This window comes from Candidatus Saccharimonadales bacterium, assembly GCA_036388415.1.
GTDB lineage: Bacteria > Patescibacteriota > Saccharimonadia > Saccharimonadales > UBA4665 > UBA4665.
Genome location: DASVRW010000002.1, coordinates 329,303 through 350,477, shown reverse-complemented (window position 1 = coordinate 350,477; position 21,175 = coordinate 329,303). Strand labels below are relative to the sequence as shown.

Here is a 21,175-nt window from a genome sequence, read left to right as displayed (position 1 = left end):
AAGTTAGTTTAAGATTTGCGTTTGAACGTTACCGAAGATGTTTTTCCGTCAGCAGCGGTGACGGTGGCTGTATAAGAAACAGGGAGTACGGCAATACCAATGTCGCCGTCGTTGAATGTGATAGAGTTACCGGGACTCGACTTAGTCGATGATTTACCGTTTCCTGTAACAGTTATGATATACCCTGGTTTGCCGCCACTCCAACTAACAGTCACGTTTCCGCTTACATTGCCGTCCTTCGTCGGGCTGGTTATCGACAGTACGTTTGAGGCTACTGCCGTAAAATTTGCGCTATCCGTCGCCTGGTACAGGACACTGTCTATTGCCTGAGCGGTAATCGTTATGTTGCCATTTTCAGTCGGTGTATATTGGAATGATACGGTACTCGGCGAGTCAGACACATTGGCGGTTTTTACGACCTGGCCATTGATTAGGAAGTTAACGGTGCCGGGGAACTGAGCCCGGGCTGGGTCAGTCAGGGCGTGCGTACCCTGGCTGGCTGTTGCTGTTATTGTACAGCCGCCATCATCTGCGTCACAGTTGGCCGGTGAGGTAATCGTAATTGACGGCGGGCTGTCGTTACAGCTATGGACATCATCAGTCTCCTTGGATGTGCCGGCGGTATTCGTGCTGCTTGTACTACCGCCGTTCCACAGATCGATGTTCCAACCGGCTGCATTACTGTTGCTGGCGGTTTGGCGGGCAAGTTCCGGAGTACAGCTGGTAGCAACCTTGCTACTTACTCTATCCGTTGTTTGGCTTGTACTTGAGGTGGACTTTGGCTGATACCAAGATGGGAACAAATCGTTTGTTGGACTTGGTACGACTTCGCCGAGCCGTGATACTTTATTGCGGACTGTATAGGCAGGCAAAGTCTTCAGTCCGGCCGGCTTAGTCCAGGCAACCGGCTTTAGGTCAGCATGTGCAGCCTCCATCCAGCCTCGAGCCAGCGGGCTTGTTAGAGTCTCCATGGAGCTCCTGAGCGTCACATTGCGTTCATGGTGACCAACCCAGGTAACAACTGCGTATTTTGATGACCAGCTTGTCATGAGGCCGTCGTAACCATCATTCGTCGTACCGGTCTTGACGGCAAACTTCCAACCGTTCTTTTGATTTTGAAATTTGAAAGCAGCTGGTAGATAGCTGGCATTTGCATCACTGGCCATATCGTTGACGATGTAAGCAGTATCGGCCTTGATGACCTGCTTGCCAGCCGGTTGCTTAAATTCGTCAACAGTCTTGCCGCCAGCATCGGTAATCTTGAGAATATAGGTTCGAGGGATCGCGTTGCCAAGCCTGGCGAGCGTGGATAGACCGTTAACGTGATCATCGAGGTGCAGGAAAGCACCGTCGCCAATTGCGGAAGCACCGTAACACTGTGTCTTGCTCGTCAATGCTTCATCGCTGTAGCAGTTATATGTATTGCCTTTGACGTATGGATTGGCCATCATTGCGCTGGCAGTCGAAATAACTTTATTAATCGAGTTAACCCGGCCAGTGCTGTTATCATTCGGTACTGCCGACAACATCGCTTTGACTGCCGGAACGTTCCGTGACCCTCCGAGTGCGTAGCGGAGCGTAACCGGACCTGGATATCCAAAGTCGTAATTCTGCAAACAATTGCCCGGTTCTTTTGTGCTAACACGCTTTTGCGTACATGGATAGCCGGGTATTGCACCCTGCGTGTCATAGAAGACGGAGCCGGCTCCGACATTACTGCTATTGTCGATGAGCGCTGCATAATCATACGGCTTAAAGCTTGAACCAGGAGGCAGCAAAATTCCTGATGCAAAGTTGTTCTGACCGAACTCAGTGTTATTAAAGTCCGTACCACCGACTAGTGACACAATCTGTCCGGTTTGTACGTCCTCGGCCACGATAGCCTCGTTGTCAGCGCCAGCTCGCTTAGCGTTAGCTAAGTTTTTGGCAACCAGATCTTCAGCTGTTGCTTGCAGCTTACTGTCCATAGTCGTTACGACTTTCCAGCCACCACGGTCGACAGTCGCAGCACCGTATTTTTGTTCAAGTTGCTTCTTAGCTGCGAGTACGAAATACGGTGATTTTATACCAGAATACTTCGGTACTAATGGTTTGACCTGAGCCAGAATATCTACCTTTTTGGCAGCTTCCGCTTCCTGGCCAGTGATCAGACGCTGGTCTGCCATCTGCTTGAGGATATAGTGTTGGCGTCCAATCAATGCCTCCTCGTCAAACAAGCTGTCAGTAGCCGACGGATTCCACCGCGGATCTGAATAGGGTGAGTAGGCTGTCGGAGCTTTGGGGATAGAGGCTAGCATAGCTGATTGAGCCAGCGTTAGATCTTTGGCGCTAATGCCGAAATAATCGCGGGCAGCAGTCTCAACGCCGTAGTTTACACCACCGTACGGCGCGATGTTTAAGTAGCCGTTTAAGATGTCGGCTTTACTATATTGGCGTTCAAGCTCAACGGCTAATATCAGCTCCTTGACCTTACGCGATAGACTGCGCTCATTAGTCCACTTTTGATTGATTTTGACCAGCTGCTGGGTTATGGTTGATCCACCTTGTTTGGCGCTGCCGCCAGCTACGTTTGTGACACCGGCGCGCAAGATACCGCGGACATCGAAAGCTCCGTGTTTGTAATAATCCTTGTCCTCAATGGCAATGGTTGCCTTGCGCATATAATCAGTTATTTGGTCACCTGGGACAGGGACGCGCTTGACGGCACCGTAATCCTGCCATAGGACTGTCTCGCCGGTGCGATCGTAATATGTAATACTCCCACCGATTTTATCACCAGATAAATCTTTGATCTTTGGAAGATCTTTGCGGAAGTAAGCAAAGACGCCGACGGCCAGAAAGAAACAAACAATAATGCCGATACCGGTCGCTTTGAGGGCCATAATACCGCCTTCACGGCTAAACCAGTAGGCGAAAAATCGCTTTGGGTGCATGCGGTAAAACATCCGTTTAACGGGATTCTTTGGCAGGGTACTCAGGTATGTTGCTTTTGTAGCTGCGCGGAAGTTTTTGCGGGCGCGCATTCGTTCGCCAAGACTTTGATGCAGTTTGATTGTTTTACCACTTTTTGTTGTATAAATGTTTTTGTTAGGGCGGCGTCTGTTTTGGCCGTTTGAACCACCTCTGTTAATGTCATTCATAATATGATACAAGACCCCCGTAAGTTGCTGTATTTGTCTTCCGTATTATATCAAATTGAACCTTAAAATTAACCATAGTATTTAAGATTATGTTTTCGAAAACCTACCCAATCTGTATATGGCATAGCTGGTCAGAATTGGTATACTAGCAGATAAGACGTACTGAACAGACAACACCGGTAAATAAGGACCACATATATGACACTTTCCGAAGAACTGACCTGGCGGGGTTTCGTTAATCAAACGACAATCGACGATTTGCGGACGCTGGACACTGAGCCGCGTACCTTTTATCTCGGGTTTGATGCTTCGGCAGATTCGCAGACCGTCGGTAATCTTGCAGCCATGATGTTCGCGAAGTGTTACCTCAGGCACAACTACAAAGGCGTGCTTTTAGCCGGTGGGTCGACCAGTCTGATTGGCGATCCAGGCGGCAAGGACAAAGAACGCATCCTGCAGAGCGAAGAAACGATTGCGCACAATGTCGCCCGAGCTGCCGAACAGCTGCAAATTATTTTGCGCGGTCATGACTTTAAACTGGTTAATAATCTTGATTGGACACGTGACTTGCCAGTGCTGACCTTTCTCCGTGACATCGGTAAGCACTTTAGCATGACACCGCTGGTCCAACGGGACTATATTGCTAATCGTATTGGTGAAGGTGGGGTAGGCATCAGCTACACAGAGTTTAGCTACACAATCCTGCAAGGTATGGATTATCTACATTTGTACGACACTGAAGGGGTTACCTTGCAGCTCGGCGGATCTGATCAATGGGGAAACTGCTTATCAGGTGTTGAGCTAATCCGTCGGGCACGCGGCGCATCCGTGGATGTCATGACGCTAAACTTATTCATCAACAAGGCTACGGGCAAAAAATTCGGAAAAAGCGAAGACGGCGCTATTTGGCTTGATCCGGCCAAAACTTCGCCGACACAGTTTTATCAATTTTGGATTAACGTCGATGATGAAGGTGTCGAAGGCTACCTGAAAATAGTAACTGAACTGCAAAAAGATGAGGTAGATAAAATTATGGCAATGCATCAGGCTGATAAATCTGCTCGCTATGCGCAAATCCAACTGGCCCGCCAGGTGACAGCATTGGTCCATGGTGCGGAGCAAATGGAAGCGGCTGAGCTAGTTACGCAGTATCTGACAGGCGCACAACCAATCGCTGAGGCAGACGAGCGCATTATTCAAATCTTGCGATCCGAAATGCCAGTTGTTAGTTCATCGGCTGACGGATCTTTGCTCGAGGTACTCGTATCAGCCAGCCTAGCTGCTTCTGTGTCCGAGGCCCGCCGCCTGATTCAGGGCAATGCGGTTGCAATCAACGGTGAAAAAGTAGCCCGCGAGACGCTGCAATCGAGCGATTTTACCAATGGCCGGCTGTTAGTCAAAAAAGGCAAAAAATTCCGGGACGCAGCGCTAGTAGAACTGCAGTAATTGTAAATAAATATAAAGGGTTAGTGTAAACTAGTAATATGCAAAAAGCCACACAACTATCGAATTCGAAAACGCACAAAAAAGCCGACCAGTACAATGACCCGAATCACAACTACCTTCACTATTGGGATGGACGGGATTACGAACATGCCGCCGAAGAAATGGCAGTCAAGCGCTTGTTAGAGGGTAAGAAATTCCGTAATGCCGTCGACGTAGGCGGAGGTTATGGCCGTCTCTGCGTATTGCTTGAAAAATATGCTGCTAAAGTAACATTGGCAGAGCCGAGCCAGCAACAACTCGACATCGCTAAAGACTACCTCAAAGATCACCCGGAAATTGACCGTAAATTATTACAAGCCGATGATCTGAAATTTGCAGACAGCTCGGTCGATCTGCTGACAATGGTTCGTGTCATGCACCACTTACCAGAGCCTTCGGCAGAGTTTACTGAAATCAACCGCGTACTTGCATCAGATGGTTACGCAATAATTGAAGTTGCGAATTACAGCCATGCCCGCAACCGCGTCAAACACATCATGCAGCGCAAAAAACTGCCGACGCAGCCAGTCGACATCCGCTCCGCCGAGCACCGGACCAAAGATGAAATTGCTTTCGTGAATCATAATCCGAAGACGGTCATAAAACAACTCGCCCACGCCGGTCTAAAAGTTGAACGTATATTATCAGTTTCAAACCTGCGCAGTCCAGGCCTGAAAAAAATCCTTCCGAAAAGCATTATGCTAGCTGTCGAAGGAATTCTGCAGCCCGCACTAGCTCACAGTTACTTTGGCCCCAGCGTGTTTCTGCTCGTCAAAAAAGCCAAGTAACATTTAAGAATGTGGCTCGGGTGTGTGGAATCTGTAGTTCACCGTATTATGCGCGAATATTTCTTTATAATGGTTGTATATGACATTAGCGACTGAGTTGACCGCATTAAAGGGCGTCGGGCCGGCATTTGCCAAAAAGTTTGCAGTTCTCGGTCTGCGTACCATCGGTGATTTGATTGACTATTATCCGCGGCGTTATGAAGATTATTCACATTTGACGCCAATTGAAGCCTTGCAGCCAGGCGCTGTCACAATACAGGCATCTATCAAGCAGGTTTCAGGCCGCTATGTACGACGCGGGATGCATGTAACCGAGGCGGTTGCAAGCGATACTACCAGTAGTGTCCGGCTCATCTGGTTCAATCAGCCGTATCGGGCAGCTTCATTGCAACACAACCAAGATTACTATATTTCCGGTAATTTTGAGCTTAGTCATCAGCGGCTGAGTATTATGAATCCGTCAATCGAATTGACAAGCGATTTTCCGTTGCAGGCAGCTCGCGTTTTGCCAATTTACCGCGAAACAAAAGGTTTTACTTCGAGGCAAATCCGCGCAGTATTAAGCCAGGTTGTACCACTTGTCCGTACGTTGTCTGAAACGATGCCTGCGTGGTTAATTGAGCAAGAGCATTTTATGAGCCGGGGCGAGGCAGTCATGGCTATGCATTTTCCGGCGGATATGGAAAATCTCGAGCAAGCACGACGCCGCCTTGGGTTTGAAGAGGTATTTGTGCTGACGTTGGCCGCACTGCGGAATAAATATGATCTGCAACTTGAACAAGCGCCGGCTGTGCCATTTCGTGAGTCAGTGGCAAAAAATTTTGTAAAGCATTTACCGTTTGATTTGACTGACGCGCAGCGCAAAGTCTGTTGGCAAATATTTCAGGATATGCAAAAGACCCAACCCATGAACCGGCTCGTCGAAGGCGACGTCGGCTCGGGCAAAACTGTCGTAGCTGCCATGGCGGCACTCATGGTGCTCTACGATGGGCATCAAGTCGCACTGATGGCACCAACCGAGCTACTAGCCCGACAGCATGCCGAGACGTTGCAGCGTCTACTCGCACCGCTCGGGTACGGCGATCGAGTAGGCTTACTCGTCGGTGGCATGAAACCGGCTCAAAAACGCAGCGCGCATGAACACATTGCTAAAGGTCATATCCGTTTTATCATCGGCACGCATGCACTGATACAAGATACGGTTGATATGTCGAAACTCGAACTCATTATCATTGATGAGCAGCACCGCTTTGGTGTTGGACAGCGTGCCAGACTGCAATCCAAGGCTGGTCACATGCCGCATGTGCTGAGCCTAACGGCAACGCCGATTCCGCGGTCGTTGGCACTCACCCTCTACGGTGAGCTGGATATTTCTATACTCGATGCTAAACCACCCGGCAGAATTGAAATTATGACAAAAATTGTTTCACCCAATTCGCGTCCACAGCTTTATGCTCAGATCGAAAGTGAGCTATCGCAGGGGCGTCAGATGTTTGTGGTTTGTCCGCTGATCGCTGAGTCAGACATGATGCCGGCGGTGTCGGCCGAAGAAATGTACGAAGTATTACGTAAAAAAGATTTTAAGCATCGGACCGTTGGACTATTGCATGGCAAAATGAAAGCCGACGAAAAGAACGCCATTATGCAGCAGTTTATTGAGCATAAACTTGATATTTTGGTATCGACGACAGTGATTGAGGTTGGCGTTGATGTGCCGAACGCCAGTATCATGCTGATTGAAGGTGCTGAGCGCTTTGGGTTGGCTCAGATCCATCAGCTGCGCGGCAGAGTTGGCCGTGGCAAAGACCAAGGCTACTGTTACCTTATGATGAGCGACTCAAAACAGCCGGGCCGCCGGCTGCGAGCCCTGGAAAGTTCGACTGACGGCTTTAAACTGGCTGAGCTCGATTTGCAAATCCGCGGCCCCGGCGCCATATATGGCACAATGCAGCACGGGCAGCTCGACCTGCGTGTCGCCTCACTGACCGATAGCAAATTGATAGCCAAAGCTCGAACGGCAGCCCAGACATTTATCGACAAGCAGGAGAATTTGTTACAATATCCTTATCTCAGTAGTCAAGTGGCCAAACTCAGTGCCGTGACTAATTTGAACTGATAGAATTTGGATTGACTGACACATATGTACGCCGTTTTTCTCCATGCGCATCAAAAAATCGACAAAGTCGCCTATCGCCATCTGCTGTCTTTGCATGACAAGGACGTGTTTTTCCCGGCGCTGCCGCAAATTATTCATTTTGAAGGCCGCAATGGTCCAGATGCGGCTAAGCTCAAGAACAAAGAAAATGTTGAGCAGCCCTGGCATTTCATCGATCCGTTCGATGAAGCTGACACCAGCCTGCACTATCTTATCAGCGACCATTATACGAATTTGGTAACTGCACTGGCTGCCAGGGATGAAATACGGAGCGGTTTTGAAGCTGCCTGGCTGGCTCATGCACTCGTGGACGGCTTGACACCTGCACATCATTATCCGTACGAAAAAGAGCTTGAAGCGCTGCGTGGTGACGTCCGCCATAGTCGCAAAGGTCTGGTTGGGCGGGCCTACGTCAAAGGCGACAACCGTCGTGATTCACTACGGCGCAGTTTCCAGCTGATTGGTCCAAAAGGACTTTTGACGACCCATGCTATGTTTGAAGGCGGAGCCTATTCGATCATGGCGCCGATGCGTCTCAAAAAAGCTCTGCCGACGCGGGAAGACCTGATAGCGATCCGGCAGCATGGTATTGTCGAGATATTTCATCGCTATGCCCGCGAAATTGCCTCGTATGATTTATATGTGCGATTTTATGAACAGGGCTGGACACCAAAACTAACACGCGATATACGACGCGAGCTAGCGCCGCGAATGGTTCGGATTGTAACATTATCATGGTTTGCAGCGCTCTGCGATGCAAATTTGATTGCGGAGCCAGCATGAGAATCATAGCGGGCCAGCTTGGCGGACGTACCTTTGATGCCCCGCGCGGACATCGGACGCATCCGATGGGCGACAAAATACGTGGTGCCTTGTTTAACATACTTGGTGACATTGATGGCTTGACAGTGCTCGATGCGTTCGCTGGCAGCGGAGCGCTCAGTTTTGAAGCAATCAGCCGCGGTGCCGCCTCGGCACTTGCCATTGACGTCGACAAAGAAGCACACCAAACAATTCAAGCAAATATTGCTCTACTCAATCTATCTGAGCAGGTGATAGTGATGCGTAAAAATGTCGCTGGCTGGTCACGAAATAACCGGGATAAAACATTTGATATTGTGCTCGCTGACCCGCCATATGACGACATACGGCCGCAGCTGCTGCAGACGCTGATGGTGCAGGTCAAGCCTGGCGGCGTGTTTGTTCTGTCCTGGCCGGGCAATGAACCGGTGCGTGTATTTCCCGGCGTCACAGTACTCACAAGCAAGAGTTACGGCGATGCGCAGCTGGTGTTTTACCGCAAATTATAGCTTCGGATATGCCGGGTCTTTGGGCAATTCTGGGGCTGCAGAGGTTATTTCGTTATAACGAATAGCGGGAGCAAAGGAGTAGATATATCCAAATGCCAAGCTTAGGACATAGCCCACAACTGGAATTTCATCAAGTCCAGAACTGAGGAACGCAATTATCAGCGCGACACCGATCAGTCCCCATATGTAGCCAGCGTGCGGCTTAGAATCATTATAACTTTGCTTGAGAGCATCAACAGGACCTAGATTACGATCAACGACATAATACATCGAGAGGTAGAAACCGCGCAGCAGAATAAGGCCAGGTATGATGAAGGCAATTAATCCAAATACTAACAGTATTGCCACAAGCACCGTCGTCATAATAAATGGCACCAGCCGGGGTAAGCCTTGTTTGAGACACTCCACTGCATCCGGCTGTTCGCCTCGCACGGCTTTTAGCTGAAGTTTTAGTAAGCCAGGGTACGCTAGAATAGTCCAAAGAGTTCCAATAAGCATCATGACAAGGCCAGTAGCTGCTCGGCCATCAATTGGCGGCATTTGGCTTGCTGGCTGAATCGTGCTTTCGGCCATACTATATCCAGTAAGTGTGAGCAAGCCGGGTAAAAAACCTAGGTAAAACACTGGCCACAGGTTGTCACGAACCAGCCGTATGCTCGGTAAAATTAGATCCCAGCTGCCTGTCAATTTTCTATCGGTACGAAATAATCTCAATGTTGATCCTTATATGATTTAATCTTTAGCTTCATCATCAGGCGTAGTGCTGATTTTGTCAATAAGTACAGGCATGTACAAATATCAATCGAATTTGTATAATCACCAGAGTAGAACGCCAATACATCGACGGGGATGTGGTGAAATTGGTATACACGCTAGTTTTAGGAACTAGTGCCGAAAGGCGTGGAGGTTCAAGTCCTCTCATCCCCACCATAACTTTGCAAACAGCTAGCGTATACTTAACTTAACTATGGCATTATCAACACAACCCTATAAAGGCGCTCGCGACTTCTATCCGGAAGACAAGCGTAAGCAAAAATATATATTCGACACCATTCGCCGTGCCGTCGAACAGTTTGGCTACGAAGAGTATGACGCTCCAATACTTGAATCCCTAGATTTATATTTAGCAAAATCCGGCGAAGAAATTGTTAATGAACAAACCTATGCCTTTACGGACCGTGGCGGGCGGCAAGTTGTCATACGACCTGAAATGACGCCGACAGTCAGCCGGATGGTGGCAGCCCGCCGCCAGGAACTGGCGTACCCGTTACGATGGTACAGCATTCCGAATTTATGGCGCTACGAGCGACCGCAGCGTGGCCGACTCCGCGAACACTGGCAGCTGAATGTCGATATATTCGGTGTCGCCGACGTGCAGGCTGAATATGAGATAATTTTACTGATTGATACGATGCTGCAGTCGTTCCGGGCAAAACGAAATATGTATACTGTCAAAGTCAACAGCCGGAAATTCACAGACTACACGCTCCGCAATTATCTTGGCCTTGATGAGGTGCAGGCATATAGCATGAGCAAACTAATTGACCGCATGCACAAGCTCGATCACGCCCAGTTCATTGCTCAAGTTGATGGGCTGTGTACGCAGTCTCAGCGTGATCAGGGTATTGTCGAGCAATTGCTGGACGTACTGCAGGCAAAGCGCATCACCATGCTGCCACAACATTTACAGGGACATCCGTCTGTCGTTGCTTTGCAGGAAATGATGACAATGCTGGAAGAAGCTGGCATTACCAATGCCGAATTTGACCCGACGATTATGCGCGGATTTGATTATTATACCGACATTGTATTTGAAGTATTTGACGCTCATCCCGACAATAATCGCGCGATGCTCGGTGGTGGACGATACGACGGCTTAGTTGGCCTGTTTGGCGTTGCGCCAGTTCCGACGGTCGGCTTTGGCTTCGGAGACGTTACGTTAGCTAATTTCCTTGAGCTGCATGATTTAATGCCTACGCTCCACCCTGAAACCGATGCCTACGTCGTTCTGGTCGGCGAGATTGCCGCGCAGGCCCAAAAACCGATTGCCGAATTTCGTGTCGCCGGACTGAACCTGGCAGTTGATGTGTCGGGCCGCAAGATCGGCGCTCAATTACAGACAGCTGAGAAAAAAGGTATCCACTACGTCATTATTATCGGCGAAAATGAGCTTGAAACCGGCCACTATACCATCAAAAACTTGCAGACAGGTATCGAAGAAAAGCATGGCATCGATCGCATCGTCAGTATCGTCAAAGATTACCGCCGGACTGATGACGAGGAATAATTCTCCGTTTGCATGTCGCTTGTGCTTATCTATTTCGAACAGTGTCTCTGGTCAAAAGCGAGCTATTCTGCTACAATAACTCCTTATGCAAGTACAAAAGACTCAACTTACCGACACTCGTATCAAATTAACGTTTGATGCTGACCTTCAGCTCCTCGAAGACACCAAGCGTGAGACGCTACTGCGCCTAAAGCGGAATGTTAAAATCCCTGGCTTTCGTGCCGGCAAGGTCCCTATGGAGCTCGTTGAAAAGAATATTAATCAGCAGACATTGCAGTCTGATTTTCTCGATGCTGCCCTTAACCGTATGTACGGCATGGCGCTGACCGAGCAAAACGTCCGCCCGGTGTCCCAGCCTCAGGTAACCGTCAAAAAATTCGTACCCTTTACAACGCTTGAGTTTGAAGCTGAACTCGATATTATCGGGGAAGTGAAACTCGCGGACTACAAAAAGATCAGTCTCACCAAAAAGCCAGTTAAAATCACTGACAAAGACGTCGATGAAGTTGTCCAGAATCTTCGGCTTCGAATGGCTGAAAAACAACCAGTCGAACGCGCTGCTGCCGAAAAAGATGAAGTCTGGATTGATTTTGTCGGCGTTGATGCAAAGACGAGTGAGCCTATCAAAGGCGGTGACGGCAAAGACTATCCCTTGGTACTTGGCAGCAATACCTTTATACCCGGTTTCGAAGAGCATCTGGTAGGTGCGAAATCCGGTGAAGAGCGTGAATTCACGCTTGAATTTCCAAAAGATTATGGAGTCAAGACGTTGCAGGGACGAAAAGTCACCTTTACTGCTACAGTTACGAAGGTTAACGAAGTCGTACTACCAAAAGAAGATGATGACTTTGCCGCTAAGGCTGGTCCGTTTAAATCGCTAGCCGAGCTTCGTATTGACATCAAAAAGCAGATTACCAGCGAGCGTGAATATCAGAATGATCGTGATTACGAAAGTGAACTTCTTACCAACATTACTGAGAAATCGCAGGTATCCGTTCCGGAGTCGCTGATCGAAGAAGAGCTTTCCCGCTTGGAGCGTGAAGAGCGCCAAAATGTTGTCTACCGTGGTCAAACCTGGGAGGAGCACCTTGCTGAAGAGGGCGTTACCGATGAAGAACACCGCGTCAAAAACCGCCCTGGCGCTGAAATGCGCGTCAAAGCTGGCTTGGTGCTGGCTGAAATAGCAGATCGTGAAAAAGTTGAAGTTAGTCCCGAAGAGCTTGATATGCGCCTGCAGCTTTTAAAGGGTCAATATCAGGATCCAGCCATGCAAGCCGAACTTGATAAGCTGGAGAATAAGCGTGAGCTGGCATCACGTCTGTTGAGCGAGCATACCGTCGCTAAACTAGTCGGCTACGCCTCCAAGAATAAAACGACACCCGCCAAAGCCTAAAGTTACGTTATTCTAAACTAGCACTCTTGACTTGAGAGTGCTAGTTTTGTATCATAAATCTATAGATTTGCATGTTTAGTGCGTACGATAATACATCAAATGCGCATTGCATGATTGCAAATACAATAACCGAGGAGGTAAGTATGTCAGTATTAATTCCAACCGTTGTCGAAAGTGAAGGCCGATTTGAACGAGCCTACGATATCTACTCCCGGTTACTAAAGGAACGAATTATATTCCTTGGCTCAGACGTTAATGAAGCTAGTGCGAATGTTATTGTCGCGCAGTTACTCTTCTTGCAGGCTGAAGACGCCAAAAAAGATATCTTCTTTTATATCAACAGCCCTGGCGGCAGCGTGTACGATGCGCTAGCGGTATACGACACCATGCAGTTTATTACTAACGACGTACAGACTGTCGGCATTGGCATTCAGGCCTCAGCAGCAGCTTTTTTGCTGAGTTCAGGTACTAAAGGCAAGCGCCAACTGTTGACGCATTCCACGGTCATGATTCATCAGCCTTCGAGCGGAACTCGCGGCAAAATCACTGATCAGGAAATTGATCTGCGAGAATCACTGCGCATCAAAAAACTACTTGAGGAAATCATGGCCAAAAACACTGGGCAAAAACCAGAAAAAATCCACACCGATATGGAACGCGACAAGTGGCTGACTGCTCAGGAAGCACTCGAATACGGCATCGTTGACAAGATTGTCAGTAATCCGCCAAAAGAACAACTAAAATGACGCCGTTTGCGCAGTTATAATTAGCATTGACAAAATAACGCAGATTGTTGACATTTAATGTCGCTTCCTTCATAGTACTATGTAAGAAGTAGTGTACGTTCGGAGATGTTTGATGTAGTTGTGAAAGCAATGTCAACGTCCAAAAACCCTGTACGTAGTTAACCTTCGCGCGAAAACTACAACAATTCAAACTATATATGCAAACGCACAAGTGTATTACGCAGCAGCTGCACGAGGCTGTATGTATATTGATATTTGAGTTACAACAGAAGCCAACAGAAATATATGCAGGTGGACAACGCTTGTACATTATCAATTTTTAGCAGGGGGCATTGTTACTAGCTTATGATTAAAAACGCTAAGAACGACACTACATTACAAAGCTCACGTGTTTTCTACACGCAGGCAGATGACGCAATCGATTTACCAAGCCTGGTCGATCATCAGAACGAGTCATTTAAATGGTTTGTGGCTGAAGGCCTAGGTGAATTACTCGCAGAAATCAGTCCAATTGATGACTACACCGGCACTAAATTATCACTTTCATTCAAAGATTATCACTTTGACGAACCAAAAATGACCGAAGCGGCCGCTCGTGAAAATAACGTTTCATACGACGCTCCGCTGAAAGCAACGGTTGAACTGACCAACAAAATTACCGGTGAAGTCAAAGAGCAGGAAATTTACCTTGGCGACTACCCATGGATGACAACTCGGGGAACTTTTGTTATAAACGGCGCTGAGCGTGTCGTCGTATCTCAGCTTATTCGATCAGCTGGTGTTTTCTTTACCGCTGATCAGCATGGTTCTAGCGCACTGTACGGCGCCAAGGTCATTCCTGGCCGCGGTGCATGGCTGGAATTCGAAACAGCTGCAAACGGCGCAGTCTATGTCAAAATTGACCGCAAGCGCAAAATTCCAGTTACCACATTGTTGCGAGCACTCGGTATGTCTGAAGCGCGCATGAAAGATTCATTTAAGCATGTTGATCAAGGTAAGCTGAGCTACCTGGATGCCACTCTTGAAAAGGATCCAGCCAAAGGCCAAAACGACGCTCTGATCGAAGTATACCGCCGTCTTCGCCCAGGTGACCTTGCGACTGTCGACAACGCCCGATCACTGCTTGAGAATATGTTCTACAACTTCAAACGCTTTGACTTCAGCCGCGTTGGTCGCTACAAGATCAACAAGCGTCTTGACCTCGACGTGCCGAATACTACCGAGAACCGTGTCATGCGGCTTGAAGACCTCGAAGCTATCATCGCTGAGATTATTCGCCTGAACAACACACAGGAACCGGCTGACGATATCGATTCACTGGCAAACCGCCGTGTCAAATTGGTTGGTGAGCTGGTGCAGCGCCAATTCCGCATCGGTCTGCTTCGCATGGAGCGCAACACCAAAGATCGTATGAGCATGAGCGAGATCGAAACTGTCCAACCTGGCCAGCTTATCAATGCTCGACCAGTTGTTGCGGCTGTCCGCGAATTCTTCGCCAGCTCTCAGCTGTCACAGTTCATGGACCAGATCAACCCGTTGTCCGAACTTGCCCACAAGCGCCGCTTAAGTTCGATGGGTCCAGGTGGACTGTCCCGTGAGCGCGCCGGCTTTGAAGTCCGTGACGCCCACGCCACACACTATGGCCGTATCTGTGCCGTTGAAACACCAGAAGGCGCAAACATTGGCTTGGTATTAAACCTGGCTAATTATGCCCGCATCAACGAATATGGATTTGTTGAAACACCATACCGTAAGGTAGTAAATGCAATCACTGCCGCTGACGCAGAAGGTCACATCGCTGCCGTCAATTTGGAAGATGCTGACGGCAAAGTCATCGTTGCTGAAGGCAAGACGATCACTAGCGCCGATGCAGCGAAGCTTGCCAAGGTTACCGAGCAGGTTACCTGGCCAATTCGTGCCAAGGTCACCAGCGAAATCGTCTATCTTGATGCCTATGCTGAAGAAGTGGCAGTCATTGCTGGAGCCGGTAGCGAACTGGATGAAAACGGCTACTTTATTGACGAACGCGTCAGTGCCCGAAACCGCCTGAAATCAAGCGAAGTCGACTCTAATGACGTTACCTACATGGATGCCGCCCGAAATCAGATTATCGGATCATCGGCCGGTCTCATTCCATTCATTGAGAAAAACTATGTTTACCGCTCGCTCATGGGCTCCAACCAGCAGCGCCAAGCAGTTCCGCTGATTCAGCCGCAGTCACCAATCGTTGGTACCGGGCTTGAATCGGTTGCCGCCCGTAACACCGGCCAGGTTGTTCTAGCGACAGGTGACGGCGAAGTCATCAAGGCTTCCGGCGATGCTGTCGTCGTACGTTATGCAGACGGCGCCGTTACTTACGAGCCCCAGCATTTTGTACGCAGCAACGAAGGAACCAGTATCAATCAGAAGATCGTCGTCAACACTGGGGACAACGTCAAAGCCGGCGACGTCCTGATCGAAGGTATGTCTATTCAAAACGGCGAACTGGCACTTGGTAAAGACCTACTCGTTGGATTCATGCCGTGGGCTGGATACAACTTCGAGGACGCCATCATCATTTCTCGCCGTCTAGTCGAAGATGATACTTTGACGAGCGTTCACATCGTTGATTTCATGCTTGAAGTCCGTGAAACCAAGCTGGGACCGGAAGTCGTAACACGTGATATTCCGAATGTTTCCGAGGAAACACTACGTCACCTCGATGAAGATGGTATTGTCCGGATTGGCGCTGAAGTTCATGCCGGTGACATCCTGGTCGGTAAAATTACACCCAAGGGTGAACAAGAGCTTAGCTCAGAAGAACGATTGCTTCGTGCCATTTTCGGTGAAAAAGCCAAGGAAGTTCGTGATACTTCGCAGCGCATGAGTAATGGTAAGCACGGCAAAGTTGTCGGCGTTAAGGTGTTCTCCCGCGAAAACGGTCATGAACTCAAAGCTGGCGTCATCATGCAGATCCAGGTGTTCGTCGCACAAATGCGCAAAATTTCCGTAGGAGATAAACTCGGTGGTCGTCACGGTAACAAGGGTGTGATCGCTAAAATTCTTCCAATCGAAGATATGCCATTTACTGAAGATGGCACGCCTCTCGACATTGTCCTCAACCCACTCGGTGTTCCATCCCGTATGAACATCGGACAATTGTTCGAGACACACCTCGGTATGGCAGCACGAGCACTAGGCATCAAAGTAGCCAGTCCGTCATTCAACGGTGTATCTGGTGACAAGATCCGCAGTCTGCTCAGTGAAGTCGGCCTGCCGGAAGATGGCAAACAGCAACTATACGACGGTCGTACCGGCGAAGCTTTCAAAGAACGCACAACGGTCGGATCTATGTACATGATCAAGCTGAATCACATGGTCGCCGATAAGATTCACGCTCGCTCAACCGGACCATACACCATGGTTACGCAGCAGCCACTTGGTGGTAAAGCTCAAAACGGTGGACAGCGATTTGGAGAAATGGAAGTCTGGGCTCTCGAAGCCTACGGCGCCGCGACGACGTTGCAGGAAATGCTGACTATCAAGTCTGATGACGTCTACGGACGTTCCAAGGCCTATGAGTCAATCATTAAGAAAGCTCCGATTGTCGGACCAAAAGTCCCAGAATCGTTCAACGTGCTCGTCAAAGAGCTGCAAGGTCTCGGTCTGAAAGTTGACCTCATCGATACACATGCTAACGAAGTTATTGACGCCGAGAACATTCTTGCAACAAACATTCAAGAAGAGGCAGCTTCCCTGGCTGAAGTCGAGGTTCCGCAGCCATCAGTATCCGATATTGAAATGAGCGAGGACGATTCACTCGATGAATTTAGCGTCATTGACGTCGATGATGAAGTGCACACCATTGATGCAGAAGCAGTACTATCTGTCGCAGCAGCTACTGATGAAGGCACTGAAATAAATGTTACCCAAAATGATAGTGAGGAGACAGCCTAATGCGCAAATATTCATACGGCACTAGTATTTCCGATTTTACAGCCGTACGCTTGGCTGTTGCCAGTCCAGAAGATATTCTAGATTGGAGTTACGGAGAAATAACGAAACCCGAGACGATTAACTACCGGACTCAAAAGCCCGAACGCGATGGCTTGTTCTGTGAGCGTATTTTCGGACCAGTTAAGGATATCAATCCGCACGACGCTAAATACAAGGGCGTGCGTTCACGTGAAGCCGCTGTCGACAAGAACGGCGAGCTGGTGACAAAAAGTATTGTCCGCCGCGAACGCATGGGCCACATTAGTCTGGCTGTTCCCGTGGCACACATTTGGTTCCTCCGTGGAACACCATCTGCTATCGGTCTCCTCCTTGGCCTGACCGTCAAAAATTTAGAGCGCGTGGCATATTTTGCGAGTTACATCGTCAAAAAAGTCGACACTGCCAAGCGCGACCAAATGCTTGCTGACAAGGAAGCTGAATTCGCTGCTGCCAAAGAAGCGATCAAGTACCGCTATGAAGCAGAAGCTAAGAAGGAAGATGCTAGCATCAAGACTCTTGCAGAACTGCAGACCAAAGAGCAGGAAGAGACTGCGGCTGATTTTGAACTGCTCAAATCCCAGCTTACCAGCCTGCAGCGCTTAAGCCTCATCAACGAAACCGATTACCGTAACCTCCCTGAAGATCTGCAAGATCTGATTGAAGTCGGTATGGGCGGCGCAGCACTGCGCGAAATGCTCGAGCAAATCAACCTCAAAGAACTGATCGAGAGCCTCAGCGCTGAAGCTGATGAAGCTAAAGGCCAGCGCAAGAAAAAGATCATGAAGCGACTTCGTTTGCTTGAATCAATGGACCGCGCCGGTATCAAGCCGTCAAGTATGTGCGTTTCGGTACTGCCGGTTATTCCTCCAGACCTTCGACCAATGGTACAGCTGACAGGTGGCCGTTTCGCGACGTCAGATCTGAATGATCTCTATCGCCGCGTCATTAACCGCAACAACCGTTTGAAGAAATTGATGGATCTGAATGCTCCAGAAGTTATTCGCCGCAACGAGCAGCGCATGCTACAAGAAGCCGTTGATGCTTTGATTGATAACAACAATGCCCGCAGTGGCCGTGCTGTCGCCGCAACTGGCCAGCGCCGCCGCCTGAAATCACTGAGCGACCTACTGAAAGGCAAGCAGGGACGCTTCCGTCAGAACTTGCTTGGTAAGCGCGTTGACTACTCTGGTCGTTCTGTTATCGTATCTGGTCCTGAACTCAAGATTCACCAGTGTGGTCTGCCGAAGATGATGGCCCTCGAATTATTCAAGCCATTTGTCATCGGTGAACTGATCGAAAAAGAACTGGCTCACAACATTCGCTCAGCAACTCGCATGATTGAAACCGGTGAGATAGCCGTTTGGGATGCACTCGATGAAGTCATCAAGGGCAAATACGTACTTCTGAACCGTGCGCCATCTCTGCACCGTTTGTCTATCCAGGCTTTCCAGCCCGTCCTTAAAGAAGGTCGCGCCATCCAGCTGCACCCGCTCGTCTGTAAGGGCTTTAATGCCGACTTCGACGGCGACCAGATGGCTGTTCACTTGCCACTCTCCGACGAAGCGCAAGCTGAAGCCCGCGACATTATGGCTGCCAACAAAAACCTGCTGAAGCCAGCTGACGGTTCGCCAATCCTACATGTTGAACAGGACATTGTGCTCGGCTGTTACTATCTGACATACGACCGTCCCGGCATCAGCCAGGAAGTTCGCGGCTTTAGTGATATCAATGAAGCTGTACTGGCACTTGATGCTGGTAGCCTGACGCTGCAAAACCGGATCCGTGTACCGTTCCGTGGTGAGCGCCGCGAAACAACACTTGGCCGGTTGCTCTTCAACGAAACCTTCCCCGAAGATTTCCCATTCCAGGATGAGCCAATGACCAAAAAGCGGCTGCAGAAAGTTCTTGCCGACGCCTATCACCGTTACGGTCAGGAAATTACTGCCGAACTAGCCGACAAATTGAAAGATCTTGGATTTTACTACGCAACACTGTCAGGCCTGTCGATGGGCATGGGCGACTTCCAAGAAGTCGAAGGCATGAGTGAGATGCTCGAAGCCGGCGATACACGCTCGGCTGCTATATCCGAACAATTTGAAAGTGGATTCATTACCGAAGATGAACGCTACCGTCTCACTGTCGACAACTGGACAAAAGTCGAAGCCAAAGTTCAGGACGCCTTGTCTGAACAAATGAAAGGCCGCGACAGCGCAACCGCAATCGCAATCAACTCAGGTGCCCGTGGTAACATTTCTCAGATGAATAACGCAGTCGGTATGCTTGGAGTTTTGTCCGATGCATCCGGCCGCGCCATCGAGCTGCCTATCAAGTCCGGATACATTCAAGGTCTAAACCCACTTGAATACTTCACCGGTACCCGTGGTACTCGTAAAGCACTCATCGACATCGCCCTCAAGACAGCTGATGCCGGCTATCTGACTCGTCGTCTCGTTGATGTCTCACAAGATGTCTTTACGATTGATGAAGACGATCAAACCACTGACCCCGGCTTTGCAATGCTCCGCGAGGATGCAGCTGCTATTGGCGTTAGTTACGGTTCACGCTTAATCGGTCGCTTTGCCGCTGAAGATGTGAAGAAACACATCAAAGCTGGTGAGCAATTTAGTCCTGAAGCTGCGGCAGCAATTGAGGCTGATGAATCAATTGATGGTGTCCGCATCATGAGCGCCCTGAGCTGTACTTCAGTTCGCGGTGTTCCACAGAAATCATACGGCGTCGACCCAGCAACCGGACTGAAGGTTGCCAGCCACCACCCGATCGGTGTTATTGCCGCACAGTCAATCGGTGAGCCAGGTACGCAGCTGTCACTCGACTCTAAGCACCGTTCCGGCGCTTCACTTGCCGACGATACTGCACAGGGTCTCTCCCGTGTCGAAGAACTCTTCGAAGTTCGAACACCAAAGGGTCAGGCTTATCTGACTGACGTCGGTGGTACAGCTAATACTTGGGAAGAGGGCGATCACTATGTCGTTCAAGTTACAGCGCACGACAAAGAAAACGTGATCCTTGAAATCGGTGAACGTAAAGTACAAGTCGCAACCGGATCTGACATTGCAATCGGTGATGTTGTTGCCAGCAAAGATAGCGGTGCGCAACCACTGATCGCACCTATGGCCGGTAAAGTAGAGGTGACTGATAAGCAAATCATCATCATACCTGTCCGCCAAAGTGTCGTACGCTACGAAATCCCCGGCTACAAGCAACTGTTCGTCAAGGACGGTGATGAAGTTATAGCTGGACAGCGTCTAACAAATGGTTCGATCAATCTGCAAGACCTACTGCGTCTGCAAGGTGTTGAGCCAACCCAGCGTTACATCATGAACCAAATCCTTGGTATGTTTGCTGGTCAGGGCCAGAATATTGCTGATAAGCACCTTGAGATCATTGTGCGCCAGATGTTCAGCCGCGTGCAGATCGAAGATGCTGGCGACAGTGAATTCGTTACCGGTGACATCGTCAGTAAGCTCGCCGTCGTTGATGCCAACGAGCGTCTAGCAAAAGATAAGAAGGAACTAGTCCAGTACAATCAGCTGTTGCTCGGTATCACCAAGTCAAGCCTGAGTACTGACTCCTTCCTGAGTGCCGCGTCATTCCAGGACACAACCCGTGTCTTGATCGCAGCCGCTACCAGTGGTCGCATCGATCAGCTGTATGGCCTGAAGGAAAACGTCATTCTGGGTCGCAAAATCCCAGTGGGTACCGGCTACGGTAAAACCGCTAGCAGTACCAGCGGACTCGAAATGATGGAGCCACTGGCAAGCATTACGAATGCACTATAAAATCAGTGCAGACTGAATAGTTGAAAATAGTTCTGATACCTGTTAAAGTACAATATTGTTAGAGACAGTTACATTAAACAATCCGAGCCGGGAACA

General features: G+C 49.2%; 12 protein-coding genes and 1 tRNA gene. 11 read left to right on the top strand and 2 right to left on the bottom strand.

Annotated elements, in window-relative coordinates; all coding sequences use genetic code 11:
* Positions 1–8 precede the first annotated feature (8 nt).
* A complete protein-coding gene (locus VF575_01995; protein ID HEX8182350.1) occupies positions 9–3,140 on the bottom strand; it encodes a transglycosylase domain-containing protein in 3,132 nt (1,043 codons plus the stop codon).
* A 198-nt stretch (positions 3,141–3,338) separates the two neighbouring features.
* Between VF575_01995 and tyrS the strand changes: the two genes are divergently transcribed.
* From tyrS to rsmD, 5 genes are all read left to right on the top strand, one after another.
* Positions 3,339–4,586 carry a tyrosine--tRNA ligase gene (gene tyrS, locus VF575_01990; GenBank protein HEX8182349.1) on the top strand — a complete coding sequence of 416 codons (1,248 nt, stop codon included), beginning with the start codon at positions 3,339–3,341 and terminating at the stop codon, positions 4,584–4,586.
* A gap of 38 nt (positions 4,587–4,624) precedes the next feature.
* The gene (locus VF575_01985; GenBank protein ID HEX8182348.1) at positions 4,625–5,413 is read left to right on the top strand and encodes a class I SAM-dependent methyltransferase; all 789 of its coding nucleotides are present in this window, start codon (positions 4,625–4,627) and stop codon (positions 5,411–5,413) included.
* Positions 5,414–5,492: 79 nt separating this feature from the next.
* Positions 5,493–7,529, top strand: a complete 2,037-nt coding sequence (gene recG / locus VF575_01980) for an ATP-dependent DNA helicase RecG (protein ID HEX8182347.1) — start codon at positions 5,493–5,495, stop codon at positions 7,527–7,529.
* 24 nt (positions 7,530–7,553) lie between these two features.
* Positions 7,554–8,351 carry a hypothetical protein gene (locus tag VF575_01975; protein ID HEX8182346.1) on the top strand — a complete coding sequence of 266 codons (798 nt, stop codon included), beginning with the start codon at positions 7,554–7,556 and terminating at the stop codon, positions 8,349–8,351.
* Positions 8,348–8,878: a 16S rRNA (guanine(966)-N(2))-methyltransferase RsmD gene (gene rsmD / locus VF575_01970; GenBank protein HEX8182345.1), complete on the top strand. Its 531-nt coding sequence runs from the start codon at positions 8,348–8,350 to the stop codon at positions 8,876–8,878. Before VF575_01975 ends, rsmD begins: the two co-directional genes overlap by 4 nt.
* Here the strand turns inward: rsmD and VF575_01965 are convergent.
* Positions 8,873–9,451, bottom strand: coding sequence for a hypothetical protein (locus VF575_01965; protein ID HEX8182344.1), 579 nt, complete (start codon positions 9,449–9,451; stop codon positions 8,873–8,875). The two genes, rsmD and VF575_01965, sit on opposite strands and share 6 nt — an antisense overlap.
* A gap of 272 nt (positions 9,452–9,723) precedes the next feature.
* On the opposite strand from VF575_01965, the gene VF575_01960 reads away from it, so the two are divergent.
* From VF575_01960 to rpoC, 6 genes are all read left to right on the top strand, one after another.
* Positions 9,724–9,808: transfer RNA gene (locus tag VF575_01960), tRNA-Leu, on the top strand.
* 37 nt (positions 9,809–9,845) lie between these two features.
* Positions 9,846–11,165: a histidine--tRNA ligase gene (gene hisS / locus VF575_01955; protein ID HEX8182343.1), complete on the top strand. Its 1,320-nt coding sequence runs from the start codon at positions 9,846–9,848 to the stop codon at positions 11,163–11,165.
* 85 nt (positions 11,166–11,250) lie between these two features.
* A complete protein-coding gene (gene tig, locus VF575_01950) occupies positions 11,251–12,558 on the top strand; it encodes a trigger factor (GenBank protein HEX8182342.1) in 1,308 nt (435 codons plus the stop codon).
* A 143-nt stretch (positions 12,559–12,701) separates the two neighbouring features.
* Entirely contained in the window at positions 12,702–13,304 is a 603-nt protein-coding gene (locus VF575_01945; protein HEX8182341.1) for an ATP-dependent Clp protease proteolytic subunit, read from the top strand.
* Between the two features lie 345 nt (positions 13,305–13,649).
* The gene (locus VF575_01940) at positions 13,650–17,240 is read left to right on the top strand and encodes a DNA-directed RNA polymerase subunit beta (protein ID HEX8182340.1); all 3,591 of its coding nucleotides are present in this window, start codon (positions 13,650–13,652) and stop codon (positions 17,238–17,240) included.
* Positions 17,240–21,079 carry a DNA-directed RNA polymerase subunit beta' gene (gene rpoC, locus VF575_01935; protein HEX8182339.1) on the top strand — a complete coding sequence of 1,280 codons (3,840 nt, stop codon included), beginning with the start codon at positions 17,240–17,242 and terminating at the stop codon, positions 21,077–21,079. Before VF575_01940 ends, rpoC begins: the two co-directional genes overlap by 1 nt.
* Positions 21,080–21,175: the final 96 nt, after the last annotated feature.

Coding starts and splice junctions, on each gene's coding strand:
- VF575_01995 (HEX8182350.1), bottom strand. CDS start 3,140: ATGAATGACATTAACAGAGGTGGTTCAAACGGCCAAAACAGACGCCGC.
- tyrS (HEX8182349.1), top strand. CDS start 3,339: ATGACACTTTCCGAAGAACTGACCTGGCGGGGTTTCGTTAATCAAACG.
- VF575_01985 (HEX8182348.1), top strand. CDS start 4,625: ATGCAAAAAGCCACACAACTATCGAATTCGAAAACGCACAAAAAAGCC.
- recG (HEX8182347.1), top strand. CDS start 5,493: ATGACATTAGCGACTGAGTTGACCGCATTAAAGGGCGTCGGGCCGGCA.
- VF575_01975 (HEX8182346.1), top strand. CDS start 7,554: ATGTACGCCGTTTTTCTCCATGCGCATCAAAAAATCGACAAAGTCGCC.
- rsmD (HEX8182345.1), top strand. CDS start 8,348: ATGAGAATCATAGCGGGCCAGCTTGGCGGACGTACCTTTGATGCCCCG.
- VF575_01965 (HEX8182344.1), bottom strand. CDS start 9,451: ATGGCCGAAAGCACGATTCAGCCAGCAAGCCAAATGCCGCCAATTGAT.
- hisS (HEX8182343.1), top strand. CDS start 9,846: ATGGCATTATCAACACAACCCTATAAAGGCGCTCGCGACTTCTATCCG.
- tig (HEX8182342.1), top strand. CDS start 11,251: ATGCAAGTACAAAAGACTCAACTTACCGACACTCGTATCAAATTAACG.
- VF575_01945 (HEX8182341.1), top strand. CDS start 12,702: ATGTCAGTATTAATTCCAACCGTTGTCGAAAGTGAAGGCCGATTTGAA.
- VF575_01940 (HEX8182340.1), top strand. CDS start 13,650: ATGATTAAAAACGCTAAGAACGACACTACATTACAAAGCTCACGTGTT.
- rpoC (HEX8182339.1), top strand. CDS start 17,240: ATGCGCAAATATTCATACGGCACTAGTATTTCCGATTTTACAGCCGTA.